Source organism: Marinobacter sp. (assembly GCF_041687235.1).
GTDB lineage: Bacteria > Pseudomonadota > Gammaproteobacteria > Pseudomonadales > Oleiphilaceae > Marinobacter.
Map to the genome: position 1 here is coordinate 71187 of NZ_JAWLCH010000012.1, position 21455 is coordinate 92641.

At 57.1% G+C, this 21455-nt stretch carries 17 protein-coding genes; 9 read left to right on the plus strand and 8 right to left on the minus strand.

Annotation, left to right across the window (positions count from 1 at the left end; translation table 11 throughout):
- The first annotated feature begins 2 nt into the window (after positions 1-2).
- From ACESMK_RS15440 to ACESMK_RS15450, 3 genes are all read left to right on the plus strand, one after another.
- Positions 3-1052: a LacI family DNA-binding transcriptional regulator gene (locus ACESMK_RS15440; protein WP_373000695.1), complete on the plus strand. Its 1050-nt coding sequence runs from the start codon at positions 3-5 to the stop codon at positions 1050-1052.
- Positions 1053-1088: 36 nt separating this feature from the next.
- Positions 1089-2042, plus strand: a complete 954-nt coding sequence (locus ACESMK_RS15445) for a carbohydrate kinase family protein (RefSeq protein ID WP_373000698.1) — start codon at positions 1089-1091, stop codon at positions 2040-2042.
- A gap of 154 nt (positions 2043-2196) precedes the next feature.
- Positions 2197-2808 (plus strand): Yip1 family protein, encoded by a 612-nt coding sequence (locus ACESMK_RS15450; RefSeq protein WP_373000701.1) that lies wholly within the window; start codon positions 2197-2199, stop codon positions 2806-2808.
- A gap of 74 nt (positions 2809-2882) precedes the next feature.
- Here the strand turns inward: ACESMK_RS15450 and ACESMK_RS15455 are convergent, their stop codons facing one another.
- Genes ACESMK_RS15455 through ACESMK_RS15480 form a run of 6 tightly spaced genes read right to left on the minus strand, consistent with a single transcriptional unit; the run spans position 2883 to position 8713 of the window.
- Entirely contained in the window at positions 2883-3146 is a 264-nt protein-coding gene (locus ACESMK_RS15455; protein ID WP_373000704.1) for an amphi-Trp domain-containing protein, read from the minus strand.
- Positions 3147-4478: a metallophosphoesterase family protein gene (locus tag ACESMK_RS15460; RefSeq protein ID WP_373000707.1), complete on the minus strand. Its 1332-nt coding sequence runs from the start codon at positions 4476-4478 to the stop codon at positions 3147-3149.
- A 12-nt stretch (positions 4479-4490) separates the two neighbouring features.
- The gene (locus ACESMK_RS15465; protein ID WP_373000710.1) at positions 4491-5171 is read right to left on the minus strand and encodes a histidine phosphatase family protein; all 681 of its coding nucleotides are present in this window, start codon (positions 5169-5171) and stop codon (positions 4491-4493) included.
- Positions 5171-6256 (minus strand): HprK-related kinase B, encoded by a 1086-nt coding sequence (locus ACESMK_RS15470; RefSeq protein ID WP_373000713.1) that lies wholly within the window; start codon positions 6254-6256, stop codon positions 5171-5173. The genes ACESMK_RS15465 and ACESMK_RS15470 overlap by 1 nt, the downstream gene beginning before the upstream one ends.
- Positions 6256-7149 (minus strand): GAK system ATP-grasp enzyme, encoded by an 894-nt coding sequence (locus tag ACESMK_RS15475; protein ID WP_373000716.1) that lies wholly within the window; start codon positions 7147-7149, stop codon positions 6256-6258. The genes ACESMK_RS15470 and ACESMK_RS15475 overlap by 1 nt, the downstream gene beginning before the upstream one ends.
- A complete protein-coding gene (locus tag ACESMK_RS15480) occupies positions 7142-8713 on the minus strand; it encodes an aminoglycoside phosphotransferase family protein (protein ID WP_373000719.1) in 1572 nt (523 codons plus the stop codon). The genes ACESMK_RS15475 and ACESMK_RS15480 overlap by 8 nt, the downstream gene beginning before the upstream one ends.
- A 143-nt stretch (positions 8714-8856) precedes the next feature.
- On the opposite strand from ACESMK_RS15480, the gene ACESMK_RS15485 reads away from it, so the two are divergent.
- From ACESMK_RS15485 to ACESMK_RS15495, 3 genes are all read left to right on the plus strand, one after another.
- Entirely contained in the window at positions 8857-10077 is a 1221-nt protein-coding gene (locus tag ACESMK_RS15485) for a GAK system CofD-like protein (RefSeq protein ID WP_373000722.1), read from the plus strand.
- A gap of 161 nt (positions 10078-10238) precedes the next feature.
- Positions 10239-11984 carry an alkaline phosphatase D family protein gene (locus tag ACESMK_RS15490; protein ID WP_373000725.1) on the plus strand — a complete coding sequence of 582 codons (1746 nt, stop codon included), beginning with the start codon at positions 10239-10241 and terminating at the stop codon, positions 11982-11984.
- 108 nt (positions 11985-12092) lie between these two features.
- The gene (locus tag ACESMK_RS15495; RefSeq protein ID WP_373000728.1) at positions 12093-14819 is read left to right on the plus strand and encodes a cation-translocating P-type ATPase; all 2727 of its coding nucleotides are present in this window, start codon (positions 12093-12095) and stop codon (positions 14817-14819) included.
- Here ACESMK_RS15495 and ACESMK_RS15500 read toward each other — a convergent pair.
- The gene (locus ACESMK_RS15500; protein ID WP_373000731.1) at positions 14800-17217 is read right to left on the minus strand and encodes a xylulose 5-phosphate 3-epimerase; all 2418 of its coding nucleotides are present in this window, start codon (positions 17215-17217) and stop codon (positions 14800-14802) included. The genes ACESMK_RS15495 and ACESMK_RS15500 overlap by 20 nt on opposite strands.
- 313 nt (positions 17218-17530) lie before the next feature.
- Here ACESMK_RS15500 and ilvD point away from each other — a divergent pair, with 313 nt between their 5' ends.
- The 3 genes from ilvD (at position 17531) to ACESMK_RS15515 (ending at position 20758) form a co-directional block, all read left to right on the plus strand.
- Positions 17531-19219: a dihydroxy-acid dehydratase gene (ilvD, locus tag ACESMK_RS15505; RefSeq protein WP_373000734.1), complete on the plus strand. Its 1689-nt coding sequence runs from the start codon at positions 17531-17533 to the stop codon at positions 19217-19219.
- A gap of 89 nt (positions 19220-19308) precedes the next feature.
- Positions 19309-20259, plus strand: a complete 951-nt coding sequence (gene pbpG / locus ACESMK_RS15510) for a D-alanyl-D-alanine endopeptidase (protein WP_373000737.1) — start codon at positions 19309-19311, stop codon at positions 20257-20259.
- Between the two features lie 19 nt (positions 20260-20278).
- Positions 20279-20758 (plus strand): asparaginase domain-containing protein, encoded by a 480-nt coding sequence (locus ACESMK_RS15515; RefSeq protein ID WP_373000740.1) that lies wholly within the window; start codon positions 20279-20281, stop codon positions 20756-20758.
- 2 nt (positions 20759-20760) lie between these two features.
- On the opposite strand, the gene ACESMK_RS15520 is transcribed toward ACESMK_RS15515, so the two are convergent.
- The gene (locus ACESMK_RS15520) at positions 20761-21453 is read right to left on the minus strand and encodes a pseudouridine synthase (RefSeq protein ID WP_373000743.1); all 693 of its coding nucleotides are present in this window, start codon (positions 21451-21453) and stop codon (positions 20761-20763) included.
- Positions 21454-21455: the final 2 nt, after the last annotated feature.

The window sequence follows — 21455 nt, forward strand, 5'->3', positions numbered from 1 at the left end:
GTGTGACGGATAAGGCCAGACGTCTGACAGTGAAGCTGATGGCGGAGAAGCTGAACGTTTCCACCGCCACCATCTCCAATGCCTTTAATCGGCCGGATCAGTTGTCTGAATCCCGTCGCCGCTGGATTCTGGAAGAGTGCAAGCGGCTTGGTTACATGGGGCCGAATGCGGCAGCCCGAAGCCTGCGAACGGGGCGGACTGGCAACGTCGGAGTGATGCTGGCCGACAATCTGGCCTACAGCTTGACGGACCCGGTGGCCAGCGAATTCCTGCATGGTCTGGCGGAGGTTCTGGACCGACGTCACATGAATATGCTGTTGCTCTCAAGTCAGGATGATGACGAGCACCGGAGCCGGCTTCAGGAATCCATGGTGGATGGGTTCATTGTCTATGGCTGGCTAAAGAAGGGTAGAACCTACGAGCGGCTGCTGCAGCACGGCAAACCCATGGTCGCGGTGGATTTTGATCTGGAGGGGTGTACCTGGGTCAATATCGATAACTACGAGGGTGCTCGCCGCAGCGCCGAACACGCGCTCCGGGAACCCCCTGAAAACGTCGCCATTCTCGGCCTTCGCCTGGTGGACACCGACCGTGTTTGCCGTATCCGTGACCGGGAACTGTTTAACGAGGCGAGGGCGATCTCCGTTCGCCGGCTCCATGGCTATACCGATGCCCTGGAAGCCGCCGGCTACCGGGTGCCCGCAGAACGCATCTGGTCCACACCCACCAATACCCACCAGGATGCCTACCAGGCGGCACGGGAAGCGCTGACCAGCAGCCCCAGGCCGGATCTGTTGCTCTGCATGAGTGACCGGATCGCCCTGGCGGCCATTCAGGCCTCGCTCCAGATGGGGTTACGAGTGCCCGAGGACGTCCGGATTGTCGGGTTTGACGGTATTCCCGAGGGCGCAAACATTCACCCGTCATTGACCACGGTCTATCAGCAAAGCGCGGAAAAGGGTCGCATCGCAGCCCGGATTTTCCTGGGAGAACAGGAGGACTCCAACGTGCTCCTGCCCACCTGTCTGCTGGTGCGCGAAAGCTGCCCCTGAAATCTGCCCCCTTGATACAGTAAAGAGCCCGTGATCATGACACTTGACGTACTCTGCTTCGGTGAAGCCCTGATCGACATGCGCGGTGAAAGCGTTGACGGTCAGACCCGTTTTATTCCCCAGCCCGGTGGCGCGCCCGCCAATGTTGCGGTCGGTGTCGCGAGGCTTGGCGGCAAATCCGGTTTTGCAGGCCAGGTTGGTGCCGACCTGTTCGGTCACCAGATCGTCGCCTCGTTGACCGGGTTTGGTGTCGATACATCGCTATTGGTGCAGACCCGTAACGCCAACACGGCGCTGGCCATGGTTGCCCTGGATGATGCCGGCGAACGTAGCTTCACGTTCTACCGTAATGCCACGGCGGATCTGCTGTATGAATCCGAGCAACTGCCCGACGGCGCGTTCGCAGGGCAGCCAATCTTTCATATCTGTTCCAACACCCTGACGGAGCCGGTTATTGTGGAAACGACCCTGGCCCTGGTGGCGCGGGCCAGAAAGGCGGGTTGTCTGGTGAGCTTCGATGTCAATTACCGAGAACCGCTCTGGCCGGATCCAGAACGGGCGCCGGAACAGATTCGTGCCCTTGCCCTGCAGGCAGATCTGGTCAAGTTCAGCCGGGAAGAACTGGCTGCGCTTTACGGTGACCGGGGCGATGCGATGGTTGAAGAGCTTCGTGGTCGGGGTGTTCAGTTGGTACTGGTTTCTGACGGTCCTGATGCGCTTCAGGCCTGGGCGGGTGAACGGCAGCACACACTTGTGCCCCCGGAGGTGCGGGCAGTTGATACGACTGCTGCCGGCGATGCCTTTGTTGCGGGGCTCCTGTATCAGTTGGCTGATGACGGGGTGACTTCGGGCGGGCTCGGATCCTGGCTGGCTCAGCCCGGCAATCTGGACGGGGCCCTGGAGTTCGCAAGCCGGTGTGGTGCCATCACTGCAACCCGGTTCGGAGCCTTCGATGCCTTGCCGTCAAAAGCCGATTTGCAGGACCTGTGAATGAGCGCTCAAATCTCAGACTGGATTTTGATCAATTTCCCTTCCCTGATTGCCGTTCTTGACTATAGTTAAGAACAAGGAACGGCTTCTGATCTGACAGTTTCCGCTTTCCGTACGTATAAATACCAACAATAGAAAAGAGAGGGGGTCATCCATGCTCCTGTCACATGCGTTCGGTCTCTTCACCCATCCTGATGAAGAGTGGGCTTCCATACGAAAAGAACATGAAACACCACGTCGCGTTTATGTTGCCTATGTACTTGTTCTAGCAGCCATTGCGCCCATCTGTGCCTATGTTTCGACCGCTTATTTTGGTTGGACGATAGGCAACGAGAGGCTGATCAAGCTCACCGAAATCAGCGCTCTTCAACTGAGCATTCTCACCTATCTGGCGATGCTCGTTGGCGTCTTCGCGCTGGGATATGCCATCAATTGGATGGCCAAGACCTACGGCGCCAAGGAAGAACACGTGCCCTCCAACGGCATTGCCCTGGCGGCCTATTCCTGTACGCCGCTGTTCCTTGCCGGCTTTGCACTGCTGTACCCGGTTCCCTGGTTCAACGCCATCGTCTTTCTGGTTGCCGCCTGTTACGGAGCCTATCTCATGTATGACGGGCTGCCGATTGTCATGGGTATCGAAAAAGAACGGGCCGTCATGTACGCCGGTGCGTTGCTGACCGTCGCCCTGGTGATCCTTGTTTCCACCCGGGTCGGCTCAGTCATTCTCTGGAACTTCGGAGTTGGTCCGGTGTTCATCAGCGGTTGACCCGAAAACTGTCAAGTCAGCCATCAAGAGAGGGGAGTCTAGGGCTCCCCCTGTTTTTTGGACGGACAGTGAATTTATTTGATTTTTGGAGGGATGTCGGAGATTTCCTTGGCTTTTGTTCGCCACTTGAGCTTCACTTCGACTTCCTGTTTGTCACCTTCATCGCTTGCGCTGACAGAGACTTGCAGCAGCTTTCCAGGCGCCAGAATAAGATCCCCATCGCTGTCCTCAAACTCAAGCTTCCCCTTCTTTACAGCGTTTGCTACGGCAACCAGGAGTTCTCTGGTTGCTTGTCTGTCCAGAAGTGAGTCGTGGCGAAACTTTGTTTTTGATTTCATCTACCGCTTTTCCTCCAGTCGTCCTTTTCGGCCCGGCTTGAATACCTTGGCTTTGGGGTAGTCACAGCTAAGCCCGATTACGCCCCGCTTTTTGTCGATAAGGGTCACGCCAATCCCATAGCCATCCAACCCCTCACGCTTTCTGGAATGCGAGTCGAGGGTTATGTCAGCTTCGATGTGTACCAATCCGTTTTTGAGCGCTATGCGTTGGCCGTTATGTTGATTGACGTGTCCATGCACCAGCACGTGGATTCCTGCACGTTTGGTCGCCGCGGCGCCTCGTTCGGTGAGCGGTAAATCTGCTTTGCGGTACTTTGTTCGGAAAGTGTTGGCAAGGGGGCTGTAGTAGAAGTTGAACAGGTGCTGGGTCATCAGATTCCTTTTAAAAGCCTGATTGATATGCTTGATGCCCCGTTTGGCGAGCAGTTCGGCCATTTGATCGTCCAGTCCGGCATGCAGAAAAAGAAAGGAACCGCGCTTTTTGACTAACCGCATCTTTTTGAAAAACCAGCTGAATTCCCCACTTTTTTTGAGAAAAAGTGAACGGCACTTCATGGAGGCGGCGTAAACCTGCTGGAGTGAGAGCCCGGCCGTTGCGCAGTGTTCTTCAAAGCTGTTGATTTTTGACTGCATTTTGCCGATTTCTCGATCAATGCCTTCTGCTGTCAGGAAACCCGCTGCAAAAAACGGAAATGTCTCGAACCAACCCTCCTCTGGAAAGAGTAATTGTCGGCATTCTGCTTCCGATGGCACGCCTTTGTGCCAGTGGGTGTTGGCCAGGTATTGATCAAAGACTTCCTTGAAGAGTGGCACGACCTTGCGTCCCATCCTGACAAATAGATGCTGGCTGCCGGCATCTGTCTGCCTTTCCAGCGATAGCAATCCCATCAGGAGTCTGAGATCGTGATTGCCTGCCAGCAGGCTGATGTCGGCCTTGAGCCGATACAGGTGCGCAAGGCTTCTGAGCAGAGCCAGATTGCTGGGCCCCTTATCCAGACAGTCTCCGCCGATGACAATTTCAGCCTTCTTTCCGAAACGAGTCAGTTCGTACTCGCAAAGGTTTGAGCCTTCCCGTTCTATGACTCCAGCTGCTACCAGGGAAGCCTCGAAGGCCTCTGCATCCGCGTGAGGATCGGAGATAAAGACAACGGGTTTCTTGGGCCAGGTGAAGCCATTTTTATGAGTCCGGTGCAGAAGGGCATCCAGCGCCTCATCGTTATTGACCGAAGTGGGATCGTCTGGCCAGGCTTCCCAATCCGTCGGTAAGCGTGAAAGTATTGTGCTGTGGTGCTTTTGGTCGTTCACCGGCGGTAAGACGTGTTGGGTTGCCATGGCATCCGCCTTCTAGTCTATGGGGTCAGCGTTTTGACGATGTTTCCAGTTACCGTAAATCCGGTTCCAGTGTTGATCCACCCTTTCGAAAACGACCGGATGCCCGTGAAACATGCTCAGCTGTCTAATATTGCTGAACGGTATGACACCTAAATGATAGCTTGCGTGACGGATAGATGCGCCATGCCCCACGACGATCTGGATTCGCTGGTTTTTCTCAAACACAGGTAGAGATCCAAGATGGCAGGCGACGCGTTCACCGGCTTCCAGTAAAGACTCCGCTCCGTCGAACGGCAGCTTGAATTCACTGTTCGATTTCCATCCCTCCGGCAGTGGGCCAAGACGCGGATCCATGTCAACGATACGCTCTATTTCGCTTACGCTCAGGTTTGCCAGAGCACCGACACTCCGCTCGCAAAGGGCCGAAAAGCTTCGGGTGCGAGGTTGATCGACAAAAAAAGCCCCCAGTTCCTCGCGAAAAATTTCGGCGGTTTGCCAGGCCCGAAGCAGAGTTGAGCAGTGAATGTCGGTTTCAAGCAGGTACCCGGAATCGGAAAGCCACTTTCCGAACTGCTTCGCCTGGTTCCGGACCTCTTCTGCGCCCTCCGTTGTGAGGGGATAGGGTTGCAGCGCGCTCGGAGTGTTCTCCAGTTGCCGATACGCACCATGCCGGATGAGAGCCAGCGCAGCCATTAGAGAATGGCCCTTGATCCAAGAAGCTCAAAGGCGCGATCAAAGTCGGCTTTCCCGGTAAGCCGGAATACCCGGACGCCTTTGAGATGTTCAGCATAGTACTCACAGGATTGGGCGGCAGAACCGGGGAACTGGCCATCGACGTTCTGGAAAAAGGGGCCGGGGCTTTTGCGCAGGCCTTCCAAAACCTCAGGTTGTCGCTCAATGTCCACAGGATTGAGTTCCGTCTGCTCCGACGAATCAAGTGACCAATCCAGCAATATGAGGTTTTTAAGTGTGCCTGAGAGGCTAATCTTGTTTTCCCCATAACACTGGGAAATAAGTACATCGTACTTTTGCTCGATATCCCAAAGCTCGTTAGCTGGCATATGTGCAAACCGGTTTTGCTCCTCCCGCGGAAGGATGTGCTTTAGTCGCTCGGAATTGATCAGAGTGCCTGGATTTACCCTCGGATGCTTGGCCAGTCCGAGAACTTTCACATCACCATCATCCGGTTGAAAAAGAATCCGGTCGTTTGAAAGAAATCGGACGGGCTTTGCTTCCAGCGCCCTGAGCATCAGTGTGGATTTTCCGCCCCCTGAACTGGCGGCAATGGCCGTTGTAGTGCCGTCGATATCGAAGGCGGCGGCGTGGCCAAGGAGATAGCCTTGTTGCTGGTAGTGATTGAGAAACTGGTTGTTGATGAAATTCACAACTTGCGACCGGTTCGCATTGAGATCTCCGATTACCAGAGGCTTGTCCACGGACTGGAACATGGCCATGTCCGTGCGAACTTTCCGTATCCAGCGTCCCCTCGGTGTGTCCATGTAGGATTCTTTCAGTCCGAGTGGACTTGCCTTGCTGCGTTGGACTGGCCGCCAGTTGGCTGAGCAGAAGTCAGGCTGGGTGTTGATCAGGAACAGCTGTTTCCAGGCGACGATCTGACTGCAGTCAGACAGGCCTGAGTAATAGTGTTGCAAATACTCCAGAATCGAACTGTCGTCCGCCAGGATCGTGAAACCGAGGCCCTGGAATATCAGCGAAAGCTCTGCTGAACACGCGGATTTGGCACGGCTGATTTCCGCTTCGTTAACGACATTGATCATCAAAAGGCCCCCAGTTCAGCCAGAACATGCTCACAGAGTTTCTCTGCAGCATCAATTCCGCAACCCTTGAGGGCGCCACTGAATCCTCCGAATGCAGAGACTTCGAAAACGACGGGTCCTTCATCGGTCAGAGCAATGTCCACGGTCGTAAAACTCAGGTCAAAGCATGACTGGGCCCTGCGACCCAGTTCGATAAGTTCGGGAGTGGCATCGTAGGATTGATACTTGCCGCCACTGTGAATGGTCGTGTTCCAGGCATCACCGGCACCAATCCGGGCATAGGTGCAGAGGTATTCGCCTCCCAGAAATACCATGCCGAGATCCTGCCCGCCGAGGTAAACAAACTTCTGGAGATAGAACAGGCCATGCTCCTCCCTGAACTCCCTGAGTTTGCGGACGTTGATCTCTCTCGCATCGCCTGCCTCAAGTACCAACATGCCTCTAGCCTTGGTTGAATACAGCGGTTTGAGAATCGCTTTGCCGAACTGTTCAATGACCTCCAGGGCCGCGTCAATGTTTTCGGTGACCCTGGTGGCCGGCAGGGAAACGTTGCTTCTGGCCAGAGCTGAGGTGCCTTCAAGCCGGTTGATAAGACGCCCGACCTGTTCAGGCCGGCTGAAACATCTCACTCCGTCTGCTTCCAGGGTGGCCAGCATGCGAATGCGGTCGTCGGCAGCAGGCGAGTATGTCTCGCTGATTTTCTTGATAATGACACCGTCTAGCTCGTTCAGAACCAGATCGTGGTAGAGCAAACGTCCGGTATCGAGCTCCAGCATGACCTCGGACATATCGACAACGCAGCGGAACCCCGTGTACCGCTCGACGTGATCAGCCAAAACTTCCGTTGACCATTTACCGGGTGTCCCGATTACTGCAATACGCTTGTTACTCACTGAAAATGTCCTCTAGCGGGAGCCTGTATTTTTCCGGTGCTTCAATCGGCAGATGCGCGACGGATTCCAATAGATAACCCGCCCGGTGGGCAAGTCGGGTTGCAAAACGTTTGTCGTAAATGAACCGCGTGGATGTCGCAAACGATCGGGCAAGAGCAATCGCCAGGCGTGTATCGAAGCTGTGATCCTTGCTGTTTTTGGCAAACCTTTTGGCGAACTGGTAAAGGTATCTCATCAGCTGCATCAATTCCTTTCTGGCACCGGAATCCATGATTGGCAGGCGATAAATCGAGACCATCAAAACGGAAAGATCCTGCACGTAATCAGAATAGGATGCTCTGTGCAGATCGATAAAGTAGATGCGGTCCTTCAGATCATCGTAAAGAAGGTTGTCGACATTGAAATCGCCATGGATCAGAACCGAGAATGGAGCACGCACGTGGTATTCTTTGCGTTCGACCTGATTGATCAGTTCGCTGAAGTCCGGGCGTGACAGTCCGCAAACAGTTTGCCCTGTGCTGAATAACGTGGGATGGGTGCGGTGAGTTTCCGGCATCCTTTTGCGCAGTTGCTCCATATAGCCAGGCTCAGGGCGTTCCCGGGTCCAGGATGCTTTCCAGATCTTTCTGAGAGTCTTTGCCAGACGGGTGAGGAGAAGATTAGCGGAATCCCACTGATCGTTCAGCAGCATGGATTCCAACGTACAGCCTGGCAGGTGCTCGATGACCAGAGAAGCCGGTTCGTTTTCCTGCCCTATGTGGTGGGATATGACATTTGGCGCGACCTTGGGGAAGATACGCTTCCACTCATCTACTCCGGATACTTCCTCGAGAACCTTGTGAGCCTGGCCCTCTTTGTAAACGGCCATTACCTCGCCAGCGGGCCCATGCTCTGTTCTCAATGCGGCAACAGTGCTTCCACTACGAGTCAGTGCCAATCGCTCGATGCCAAAGTCGCCACTTTCAGACGTGAAGGCGTGGGCGGCGTCCTTGAGCTGCTTGTAATTCTGCAATCGGACTGCAGGTCCGAAGTTGGAGGCCAGCAACGCGTCCGCTACGTCGGTCAGCAAATGAATCATGCGGTTGATCTGAAAGCGTATAACGCCAGCGAGCTCGTCATCTTCTAGTGCCAAAGACTTACCTTTGCCAGTAATGTCCCTCAAGCTCCTGGTGATTTTCTTTGCGCGACGCCCCAGTTTAAGGCCCTGACGGGTGTTCGCCTGCTCCGGGTTAATGACCACCAGGGCAAGGGATTTTCGTATCCGCCGCAGCAGTTTCGCGTAGTCCCTGAATCGTTCATCTGATACCTGTTTCAAAAGCTCGATATCGACAAATTCGATGCAAGCCTGGCCAAGTTGGTCAAGCAGCCGGGATAGGCGTTCAAGCGATTTGGATTTCTGGAAGCCCGGTCCATCCACCTTGCGTCTGTGCACCTCCAGAGCGACGGAAAGCTCAACTTTTTCCTGCAGGGTCTTTCTATAGCCTCTGCGACTGATGAGCCGTTGAGCGGCGGTAGCACCCGGGCAAGTCACATAAACTTCAAGTAACTCAAAGTGCTTTTCCACTTCATATCGTAGAAAATACAGATGCTCGAGAATTGAGGCGTTGATAGGTCTCTTAACCCTTAAAAATGTGACTGGATGGCGGACACTATAAGCAAATGTGTGGCCTCTTGCGTTACATCTTTTTTACACCGTTTCAGAGATGTATGGCAAAAAAACGATTCACCTGTAACAGCCTGAGCCTGCCAAGAGGGCTTAGTAGAGGGCATGATCTGCGCCTGGCCCGGTATCGAAAAGCACCGGAGTTGGGGCCCAAGATTCTTTTCTTCAGCGGTGGCTCTGCATTACGCACTTTTTCTGAAGTGCTCGCCAGCTATACCCACAATTCCATACATCTTGTAACGCCCTTTGATTCCGGTGGCAGCTCGGCAGAATTGCGGCGCGCGTTTGCGATGCCTGCTGTCGGTGATCTGCGCGCCCGTTTGCTTTCGTTAGCAGACGATTCCGTCACAGGACACCCGGAAATTTTGGCGCTTTTTTCCCACCGGCTTACGAACAAAAATGGCAAGGTCTCCCTTGAGCAAAGCCTTCAGGATCTGTCGAATGGCAGGCACCCCCTGCTTAAAGCCATTGCAGAACCAATGCGTTCACTCATCCAGAGCTACATCGCGGAATTCCGGCAACAGATGCCCCCGAGTTTTGATTTGGCCGATGCCAGTGTGGGTAATCTGATACTGACCGGTGGTTATCTCCTTCACAATCGTTCGCTGGATCCCATTGCTTTCCTTTTTGGCCAGTTGATCAAGACCCGTGGAATTGTCCGGACAACCACCGATGCGGATCTCCAGCTTGAGGTAGAGCTGGAGAATGGCCGAATAATCAGGGGACAACACCGTTTTACCGGGAAAGAAACCGCCGAAATCGATTCGCCGATTAAATCCATGAAGCTCTCGGGTGAAGCAGACGATGTCGATCCGCTGAATGCGTCGAGGGTATGCAAGGAAACGCGGAAGCTTATCGATTCCGCAGAGCTTCTGGTGTTCCCTCCCGGCAGTTTTTACAGCAGTATCATCGCCAATATTCTTCCAAAAGGTGTCAGTAAGGCGATTCAAAAGAATTCGGCGCCAAGGGTTTATGTTCCAAGTCTCGGGACAGATCTTGAAACTCTGGGAATGACATTGGTCGACCAGATACGAGTGTTAGAGGGCTATTTGCCGGCCAGAGCCACGAATAGTCCTGGGAAGAAGCCTGGAATAGACTTGCTGTTATTCGATTCGCGGTTGCTTGAAGTCTCGAATAGCCAGATTGAGAGTATCCGGAATAACCTCGGTGTTCAGGTTATCGACGTCGATCTTGCAAAGGATGACCTGGATCTGAATCGCTATGACGATATCAAGCTTGCTGAGGCCTTGCTGGCCCTGACCTGAGCTTCGAATGCCTCTTTGCTTGACGTGATTTGCCATCCCCCTGTCGCAATTTAGCAATGTGTTCTTAACGAAGCCGGACTAGGTTCTTCTGTTGGAGTAGTAACGGCAGATGCTGCAGGCAGCCGAGGCTACAAAGGATGAACGCAGGGGAAGGCATAACAATGAAACAACTGACACGACGGGATTTTCTGAAAGCATCGGCCATGGGTATGGGGGCCGTGGTGGTTTCTACCGGTCTGGCAGGCTGTGTATTGGACAGTTCCGATAATCGGACAATCAACTTCACCCACGGCGTCGCGAGTGGTGATCCGCTTGCCGATGGCGTCGTGCTCTGGACCAGGGCAGCTCCGGAGGCAGGCAAGGGGCGTCCGGTGGGCGTGGCCTGGGAAGTGGCCACTGACGAGAACTTCGAGAACCTGGTGCACTCCGGGAGCGCGGAGGCCGCCGAAGATCATGATTTCACCGTAAAAGTAGACGTTCGAGGACTGGCGTCGGGGCAAACCTACTATTACCGCTTTCAGACTGCCGATAGTCAGTCACCGGTCGGAATGACCCGGACTCTGCCTGAGGGTAGTGTTGATTCCGTCCGTCTGGCGGTGGTGTCCTGCTCGAATTACCCGGCCGGCTACTTTAATGTTTACCGGGAGATCAGCAAGCAGAGTGATCTGGATGCGGTTGTGCATCTGGGCGACTATATCTATGAGTACAGCTCCGACAGCAGCAGCTATGCGGCAGAGGATGCCGCCGCTCTCGGGCGGACCTTCCCCGAGGACAACAATCTGGAGCTGATTGAACTGGCGGATTATCGCCGGCGCTATGCCATCTACCGGGCCGATCAGGATCTCCAGTTCCTGCATGCCAGAGTCCCGTTCATTGTGGTCTGGGATGACCACGAGGTGGCGAACGACACCTGGGAGGAGGGGGCCGAGAATCACAATGACGGCGACGGGGACTTCACCGAGCGCAAACTCAATGCCCTGAAAGCCTATTTCGAATGGATGCCAATCCGTCCCGTGATCGAGGGCAGCGACGAAGCCATTTTCCGGACCTTCCGGTTCGGTAACCTGGTGGACCTCCACATGCTGGACACCCGGATCATCGGCCGCGACCAGCAACTGAATTACATGGACTACTTCACAGGACAAGGGCTGGACGAGGCTCGCTTTACCGCGGATGTCGGCAGTCAGAACCGCACGCTGCTGGGGGCTGAGCAGTTGCTCTGGCTGCAGTCTTCCCTGAATTATTCAACCGCCACATGGCAGGTGCTCGGTCAGCAGGTATTGATGGGCCGGATGAATTTGCCGGCAGAGCTTCTGGTGGGTATCGCCACGGAACAGTTTGGAGGCCTTCCGGAAAAACTCGCGGAACTGGCTCAGATCAAAGGCCGCGCTCTTGCGGGTGACCCCTCTCTGACTCAAGAGGAGCTGGCACGGATCAATACCGTCGCGCCTTACAACCTGGACGCCTGGGATGGTTACCAATACGAACGGGAAGTGGTTCTGGGTACCGCCAAGGCGCTGAACAAGAATCTGGTGGTGCTGGCGGGGGATACCCATAACGCCTGGGCCAATAATCTCAAAGACATCAACGGTGACCAGGTTGGCGTGGAATTCGCCACTTCCGCGGTCACGTCACCCGGCCTTGAGGAGTATCTGGGCATTCCGGATGAGATGATTCAGGGGGCGGAACAGGCCATTGGTCTTCTGGTAGATGATCTGGATTACCTGAATGTGAATCAGCGAGGCTACATGGTGGTAACTTTCACTCCGGAAGAAGCCCGTGCCGACTGGCATTTCGTGGACACTATCAAGTCACGGGAGTATCAGGTTGATGCGGTGCGAAGTGCTTCCCGTCGGGTATTGCCCGGTCAGGGCAACCGTACCGTGGAAAACGTCACTGCCGGGTAGGGCGCCAGACTTCCCCGTTAGCTATCCTGTCCTTGATGCAGCGCAAGTCACCCCGGGTACCTTCCGGGGTCTAATGGTGATGTTGTAACGACAGGGAGCTCTGAGGATATGTCTGAATCTGTGGAACTGGACAGCGGGGAGCGCGAGCAGGGGGAGCCTGAGTGGCATGTGCTTCCGTCTGCTGATGCCAGGCAGCAACTGAAGGCAGAGGCGCCTCTGTCTGATGACGAGGTCCGGCACCGCCTGGCCAGTCATGGCCCCAATGCGCTGCCGGAGGCGCGCGCAAGGGGGCCATGGGCGAGGCTGGGCCGGCAGCTCAAAAATTTCCTGATTTACGTGTTGGCAGTGGCCGCCGTCATAACGGCCAGCCTCGGCCACTGGGTGGATGCAGGTGTCATTCTCGCCGTCGTTGTTATCCAGACCCTGGTGGGCTTTATTCAGGAAGGCAAGGCTGAGCAGGCCCTGTCGGCCATTCGACACATGCTTGCGCCGAAAGCCAGGGTGGTAAGGTCCGATGGCCAGCATCAGATAGACGCTGCGACTCTGGTTCCGGGCGATACGGTGCTGCTTGAGCCCGGCGACCGCGTTCCTGCCGATCTCCGTCTGGAAAAATCCCACAACCTGAAAATCGATGAGGCCATTCTCACGGGTGAGTCCGAGGCCGTTGATAAATCGACGGACGCGGTAGCTGCAGATGCCCCGTTGGGGGACCAGTCCGGAATGGCATTCTCGGGGACCATGGTTGCGACCGGGACGGGCCGTGGTGTTGTGGTCCGTACTGGTGCAAAAACCGAGATCGGCCGAATTTCCGGCCTGCTTGCCCAGACCACAACACTGAAAACCCCTTTGCTGGAACAGATGGACAGGTTCGCCCGAATCCTGTCCATCATCGTTATTATTGCCGGACTTGCGATTCTTGGCGGCGGCTATGTATTCAGCGGTTTGCCATTCCGGGAACTGTTCATGGCTGTTGTGGGCCTTATCGTTGCTGCGATTCCCGAGGGGCTGCCGGCGATTCTCACCATTACTCTGGCCATCGGTGTGCGCCAGATGGCTCGTCGTCAGGCGGTGGTCCGCCGAATGCCGGTTATCGAAACCCTGGGCGCGGTGTCGGTAATCTGTTCGGATAAAACCGGAACCCTGACCCGAAACGAAATGATGGTAACCCGGGCGGTGTTGTCCGGTGTCCGGCTGGAGGTGACCGGCGAAGGCTATGATTTTGAGGGTGCCGTGAAGGGTGAACAGGGCCAGGTGGCGAATTCCAGCCATCTGGATGAGTTTGCGCGGGCAGCGGCCCTTTGCAACGACGCCCATGTTCACCACGACTCCGGCACGGTAAGGATTAATGGTGATCCCATGGAGGCTGCTCTGTCGGTGTTCGCCCGAAAAGCCGGGTTTGATGCTGAAGGCAGTGCCGCCGACTGGCCTCGCAAGGATGAAGTGCCTTTCGATACCCAGAATCGCTTCATGGCCACACTGAACCACGACCACCACGGACACAGTGTGATTTACCTGAAAGGAGCGCCGGAGCGCATCCTCGATATGTGTGCCAGCGAGGTTGGTGAATCCGGGGACGCCACGGAACTGCGTCGGGACCTCTGGGAAGAGGTCATTGACGAGATGGCATCTGAAGGCCTCAGGGTGCTGGCCCTGGCCCGAAAACCGACAGAGCGGGGCGTCAGCGAACTGTCGATTGAGGATCTTGAGCAGGGTGCAGAACTGCTCGGCCTGGTCGGTTTGCTGGACCCGCCAAGGCAGGAGGCAATTCGCGCGATTGCGGAGTGCCACGATGCCGGGATCCGGGTCAAGATGATTACCGGTGATCACGGGATAACGGCAGGCGCTATTGCCCGCAAGCTGGGCCTGAAAAACACCGAGCGGGTGCTGACCGGTAAGGAGCTGGACCAGCTGGATGATGACCAGCTTCGCGATCTCGTGAGCGAGGTGGATGTCTTTGCCCGGACCAGCCCGGAACACAAGTTGAGGTTGGTGACGGCACTTCAGGCCCTGCATGGGGTTGTGGCCATGACCGGGGACGGGGTTAATGATGCCCCGGCGCTGAAGCGGGCGGATGTCGGGATCGCCATGGGGGTCAAGGGGTCCGAGGCCGCCAGGGAAGCCTCTTCGGTGGTGCTGCTGGACGACAACTTTGCCAGTATTGCCGCAGCCGTGCGCGAGGGCAGAACGGTCTACACCAATCTGAAAAAAGGCATTGCCTTTCTGCTGCCCATTAACGGCGGCGAGTCCATCAGCCTGGTTACCGCCCTGCTGTTGGGGCTGACACTGCCTATCTCTGCCTTGCAGATTCTGTGGGTGAATATGGTCAGCTCTGTGGTGCTGGCCATGACCCTGGCGTTTGAACCTGCGGAACCCGATGTCATGAAACGCCCGCCAAGGGCACGGGATGAGTCCCTGTTGCGGGGATTCGTAGTCTGGCGTGTGGTCTTCGTTTCGTTGCTGTTCCTTGCGGGCATTTTCGCCGCCTGGTACTGGGCCATGCACCAGTATGGGGATGAGACGACCGCCCGTACGCTTGCGGTCAATACGCTGGTGGCAATGGAGATGTTCTACCTGTTTGCCGTGCGCTACTTGGATTCAGCTTCAATCACCCTGCGCGGAGTACTGGGTACACCGATTGTCCTGCTGGCGGTTGCCACGGTGATTGCGTTGCAGTTGCTCTTCACTTATTTGCCCTGGTTTAACCAGACCTTCGGCACACAGGCGCTGAGCCTTGAGTTGCTTGGCTTTGCCGCTGCGTCCGGTGTGGTGCTGCTGGTAATTCTGGAGATCGAAACCGCGTTGAGAAAACGCCTGATCAAGGCAAGCCCCGGGTAATCACGGCCGGGTCGCCCCGGCCCTCCACAGCGGCAAGCTCAGCACTGGAAAGCCACTCCCCAGGCGGCCTGTTCATGACGCTGGCGCAGGCAGCCAGGGCATGGCCCCAGGAGCAACCGTTGGCGAACAACATGCCGGCTTCGTTCAGTGTGCCGCCGCGGTTGATGTAACCCAGAACCCGGGCCTGTGACGGTTCCGGGAACAGTGGATACAGGTGTCCCCGGAACACCTCAGGACGCATGTGAGTCAGTGCGACGCGACGGTGAATACGGTGTGGGAACAGTCGCTCCCGCTCGAATTCAGAGAGACAGACTTCGGCTTCCAGGGTGTCTCTTGGCTGGCGGAACCTGCCAGGTTCCTGGATATAGACCAGCCGGAACGGTGTGCCGGTTTCCCGCAGGCGTTCACACGCCCGTATGGCTTCGGATAACTGATAGGCACCATTGGCCATAAGCAGCAGTGGCTCGCCCGCAGAGGTGTCCTCGTCCACCACGAGAGCGCCATGCCTGGCCAGCAGTTCCGCTTCCTGGGTATCAAAAACACAGGGGCGCTCCCGCTTGGGGATCACCATGCACGTGATCTTGCCCCGGTCTCTGAACACCGATGGCAGTGTCGCCAGGGTGCTGTTGTAGTCAGCTGGAAACAGAACCCGGGATACGTCGTTCATCTCGGCAAGCATGCTTTCACAGAAGGTGGTGTCCTGGTGGGATTGCTCGTTCTTGCCGTTTTCCCAGGTGTGTGAGGTGGCAATGACCGGCAGGCCAAGCCAGCGTGCCGGTCGGCCGACTTCTTTCTGGTGCCGGGCAAAGATCAGCTCCTGGCGAATTGCACCGAGCATCTTTACGCAGAACGCCTCATAGCTGGCTACCAGGTTCAGTCCGGCTTTGTTGGCGAGGCAGGCAGACACCACGGCCTCCTCGTTGAGCGCGGTGATGATCTTGCCGTGGATGGATTCCTGATTGCTCTCGGGGTCGTTTACCCGATGTTTGAGATCGTCCAGGACACCGCCCAGACGGTTGCTTGCCAGCTCGTCCGGATTGCCAACCCGTGCCCTGAGCCCCGGGTTTTCAGCGACCAGCGCCCGGAAAAAATCGTCGACCGCCTTCATGGGTGAGCTGCGGTCAGGAGCGGCCGGCAGCCGTGGGATCACCGGATCCGGCGGATTGCGGGTCGCGAGGGCATGATCCCGCTCCAGGGGGCGTGACTGCCCGGCGTGCTGGTTCAGTTGAGTGATACAGTTCTGAAGTTGGTCGGGGGCCACCCACAATCGGGCAGCATGTTCGTTAAACAGCTCCCTGGCCCTGGCGTCCATCCGTGGATTACCCGGAAGCGGCAGATTGTGGGCCGGATTGCTGCCGGCGCCAAAAAATCCGTACCCTTTGCTGGTCTCTGCAATGCCATAGGGCACTCGAACGGGGTAGCGGCTTTCGCCCCGCAGAGCGGCCTCGCCATTGGTGGCAAGTGCCTGCTCCATTTCATACAAGGCACATACAAAGGCTGCAGGATCCCGGCCATCAAACCGGAAGGGTACGAAGCCCCGGTGCTCAAGGTGTGCTTCAAAACGTTCAAGGCCTTCGCGAGTGCCCAGCTCGGTGCGCTGCTCAATACGCCGGCCATTGGCGATCATCACCGGCATGACCGCGCCGCAGTCTTCGGCCCGCCACCAGCGGGGAACCCAGTCGCTGCCACGCTGTTCCTCGGCGGCGCCGTCTGACAGGAAGGCCACCAGGGATTCTCCGGGCAGGGGCATGTGCGCATACTGAAGCTCCGCAAACCCCAGATAACCACCTTCGAGAATGCCACCAGCGGTATGTGGATTGACGTGGCTGCCCAAGGGGGCGGCCATGGTCCCGTCCGGCTTCTGGCGGTAACTGTAGAAATCGGCGACTAGCGTCGAAAGCCCGTCAGGCCCTCGATAACGCTGTGCCTGTTCCGGGTGCAGATTGCCGGTGAGCACGTTCAGGGCATCCACTGCCGCCACGCAATGGCCCTGACCCATCAGCCAGCTTCGGGTCCGTGCGGTCAGATTGTTCAGGGCCAGGTAGCCGGCATACGCCGGCACCATGTTCAGTGCACCCCCGGTGTGGCCTTCCGGATTGGTCTTGAAATCCTGGGGCGCCAGGGGCTGCCCCGTGGTATCGACCCGGCGTGCGTAAGTCATATGAACCACCAGCCACAATCCGGCACTGGCCAGACGATCCAGATCCGCAAGCTTGCGATAGACCGTCGCTGCATCCGGCTGGTGCCCTGCTGCAACCAGGTGCTCCGCCAGGACCCTGACCTGATGTTTCGTGGTTTCATTGTGCTGGATGACGCCATAGCCGTCGCACCAGCGCCGGTAATCCGGGCAGTCTGAGGCGGTGTGATTCACCGGTGCTGTCTGTATTGGCAATGGCATGAGATGCCTCCATGGCGTCAGTATGTCAGTGGATTTTAGAACCACCGCCGTGAGTTGCCATTGATGCAGATCAGTCGGAAATACATCTTTTCTTTGAAGCGATTTGCCCCGCGATCGCAGGCCGGAGGGTAGCCCTCGCCAAAATACGCTGTGAATACCTCCCTGTACGCTCGGCTCCGCCATCCATGGCTCCGCACGATTTTGGCGAGAGCTACCCTCCGACCCGCACCAGAGCTCGGACTAGACCTCCCATTGCCGAATGCCATGGTTTCTGAGAGTCTGTTCCAATAAGCCATCTGTAAAGGAGACTCCCATGACGCAAGACAAGAATCAGGACAAGCGCCGGAAATATTCGGCACCGGTGGTCGATGGCATTGGCAAATCCGCCAGTCGCGCCATGCTTCGGGCGGTCGGGTTTACCGATGAGGATTTCAAAAAACCCCAGATCGGTATTGCGTCTACGTGGAGTAATCTCACCCCCTGCAATATGCACATCAACCGGCTGGCAGAGGAGTCTGCCGCCGGCGCCGATGAGGCGGGCGGCAAGTCGCTGATCTTCAATACCATCACGATATCGGACGGTATTGCCAACGGTACCGAGGGCATGAAGTATTCCCTGGTGTCCCGGGAGGTGATTGCCGATTCCATTGAAACGGTTGCCGGCTGTGAAGGATTCGATGGCCTGGTTGCCATCGGTGGCTGCGACAAGAACATGCCGGGCTGCATGATGGGGTTGGCCCGCCTGAACCGGCCGTCGGTGTTTGTCTATGGTGGTACGATCATGCCCGGCGAGAACCATACCGATATCATCTCCGTTTTTGAGGCCGTAGGTGCCCATGCCCGTGGCGACCTGGATCTGATCGAGGTCAAGCAGATCGAGGAGACAGCGATTCCAGGGCCGGGCTCCTGCGGTGGCATGTATACCGCCAACACCATGGCCTCGGCCATTGAGGCCATGGGCATGAGCCTGCCCGGCAGCTCTGCCCAGAACGCAGTGTCAGAGACCAAGGCAGAGGATTGTCGTGGTGCCGGGGCGGCGGTGCTGAATCTGCTGGAGAAGGACATCAAGCCCAGCGACATCATGACCCGGAAAGCCTTTGAGAATGCCATCACCGTGGTGATCGCTCTGGGTGGCTCCACCAATGCGGTGCTGCACCTGCTGGCCATGGCCAGTACGGTCGGTGTGGACCTGGAACTGGAAGATTTCGTCGAGATTGGCAAGCGGGTGCCGGTGCTGGCGGATCTTCGCCCGAGCGGCCATTACATGATGTCGGAGCTGGTAGCCATTGGCGGTATCCAGCCGTTGATGAAGATGCTGCTGGATCGGGGGTTGTTGCATGGGGATTGCCTGACCGTGACCGGCCAGACCCTGGCAGAAAACCTGGCCGACGTTGCGCCCTATCCGGAGGGGCAGGACATCATTCATGCCTTTGATAATCCGATCAAGGCGGACAGCCATTTGCGAATACTGTTCGGAAACCTGTCGCCAACCGGCGCGGTGGCCAAGATCACCGGCAAGGAAGGCACGCACTTCACTGGTCGGGCCCGGGTATTCCATTCGGAAGAAGAGGCCCAGGAGCGGATTCTGGATGGCACGGTGGTGGCCGGCGATGTACTGGTCATTCGCTATGAAGGTCCCAAAGGCGGGCCGGGTATGCGGGAGATGCTCAGCCCCACCTCAGCCATCATGGGCAAGGGGCTGGGTAGCGACGTAGCGTTGATTACCGATGGCCGGTTTTCCGGCGGCAGCCACGGGTTCGTGGTTGGCCATGTTACGCCGGAAGCGGCCGAGGGCGGCCCCATTGCGTTGGTCGAGGATGGCGACACCATTACCATTGATGCCGTCAGTAACCGGATTGAGCTGGATGTCTCCGATGAAGAGCTGGAGCGCAGGCGCCAGGCCTGGCAGGCGCCGCCTCCGCGATTTACCCGGGGTGTTCTGGCCAAGTACGCCCGTACTGTCAGTTCCGCCTCCAACGGAGCCATTACCGATCTGCCATGATCTGATGGCGCCGGGCAATCGCTGCTATAATCCGGCGCTGGGGAGGCAGTCATTGCCCGGACAGAAAAAGAGAGAAGAGGCATAGAGGCATGGGTAATTGGCGTATTGCCATTGGTTGGGTATGTTTGCTGGCACTGCTGCCCTGGCTCTCGCACGCCAATCAGCAGGAGGCATCCACCAGTACCTCATCTGCGTTGAAGGAGGCGGGCCCCAATCTGGCGTCAGTGAATGCAGCGGTTGCGGTAGCCGGTGATAACGAGCTGATTTTCGGCAAGAATGCGGATCGATCCGTACCCATTGCCTCGGTCACCAAGGTTATGACAGCGCTGGTTGTGCTTGAGTCCGGAGAGCCGATGAATGAATGGCTGACCTTTCACAAGCGCCATACGCCGGCCGCTGCCAACGCATACAGCCGCATTCGCGTCGATTCACAGATGCGCCGGAAGGATGTGTTGCGCATAGCGCTGATGTCGTCGGAGAACTTTGCCGCCTACACCCTGGCAAGGAACCATCCGGGAGGGTTTGGTGCCTTTATTGATGCGATGAATGCCAAGGCTGTGGCCCTGGGTATGAAAGGTACCCGGTTTGTCGACCCGACCGGGCTGTCATCCGAGAACCTGTCGACCGCCGCTGATCTGGTGAAGCTGGTAAATGCCGCAGCCGCTTATCCCGAAATCCGCGAGTACTCCACAACCGGTTATTTCCGGGGCCAGTTCCGAAAGCCCCGTTACAGTCTCTCGTTCGGTAACACCAATGCCCTGGTTCACAGGGACAGCTGGGGCGTGGGCCTGAGCAAGACCGGTTATCTGTCCGAGGCGGGGCGCTGCCTGGTCATGGTTTCGAAGATGAACGGCAAGGAAGTGGTTACTGTTCTGCTGGACTCTCTCGGTACCCGATCACCCCTTGGGGATGCCGGGCGGATCAAGCGCTGGCTCGACACCGGAGCCCGGGGTTCCGTAGCGGCAGCGGCCCGGCGATATGAACAGGAAAAGAACGCGTCTTATGCGACCGCAGGTAACAGCACGGTCAGTCTGAACTGACTCTGAAAGGAATCCCGCCATGATCCAGATCTTCACCACCGGTGGCACCATCGACAAGGTGTACTTCGACGCCAACAGCGAGTTCGAGGTGGGCCACAGCCTGCTGCCGGAGTTGCTGTCCGAATCGAATATCCACGAGGGTTATCGCCTTCGGGAACTGATGCGCAAGGACAGCCTGGAAATGAATGACGAGGATCGCCATCGGATACTGGAGGCGGCCAGGGAGTGTGACTGTGACCGCATCGTTATTACCCACGGTACCGATACCATGGCGGATACCGCGGCGGTTTTAGCCGGCCTCAAGGACAAGACGATTGTACTGACCGGTGCCATGCAGCCGGCCCGAATGCGCCGCACCGATGCGGTGTTCAATGTCGGGTTTGCCTGGGCTGCGGTGCAACTTTTGCCTGCGGGAGTTTATATCGCCATGAATGGTGAAGTGTTTGAAGCCGGGGCTGTTCGCAAGAATCTCCAGGCGCAACGTTTCGAGCGGACCTGAATTCAGGCCAGGCTGTCTTTTTCCTGGCAGGTCAGTTCCCGATAGCCGCCGGGCTTAAGCGCCGTATCCAGTGAAACCTGCCCGATCCGCACGCGGTGCAAGGCCTCAACGTGGTTGCCAACCGCCGCCAGCATGCGCTTGACCTGATGGTAGCGCCCCTCCGAAATCGTAAGCTCAATGATCCTGTCTTCCAGAACCGTTATCCGGGCCGGCCGTGTTGGCCTGGGGTCGTTGTGCAGATCCACGCCGTGCTCCAGTTGTTGTGCCGCAGCCTCGGTGAGTGGTTCGCTCAGCGTCACCCGGTAAGTCTTTGGGCAATCGGTTCTTGGTGAGGTGACCCGGTGTGACCACTGGCCATCGGTGGTGAGCAACAGCAAGCCGGTGGTATCAGCGTCCAGCCGGCCGGCAATGTGGAGGTTTCGGGTAATGTCTGCAGGCAACAGGTCCAGCGCCGTTGGGTGGTCACTGTCGGTTGTCGCACTCACCACGCCTGCGGGTTTGTTCATCATCAGGTAGCGCTCGCCCGGCAGACTCAGAGGGGTGCCCGACAAGGCCACCCGTTCATGGCCGGCCAATTGGCTGTTGGCGCTCCTACATGGTTGATCATTGACCGTTACCTCCCCGCGGCTGATGGCCCGTTTGGCCTCCTTGCGGGAGAGTTCGGTACTGTTGGCAATAAACTGGTCCAGACGCATGG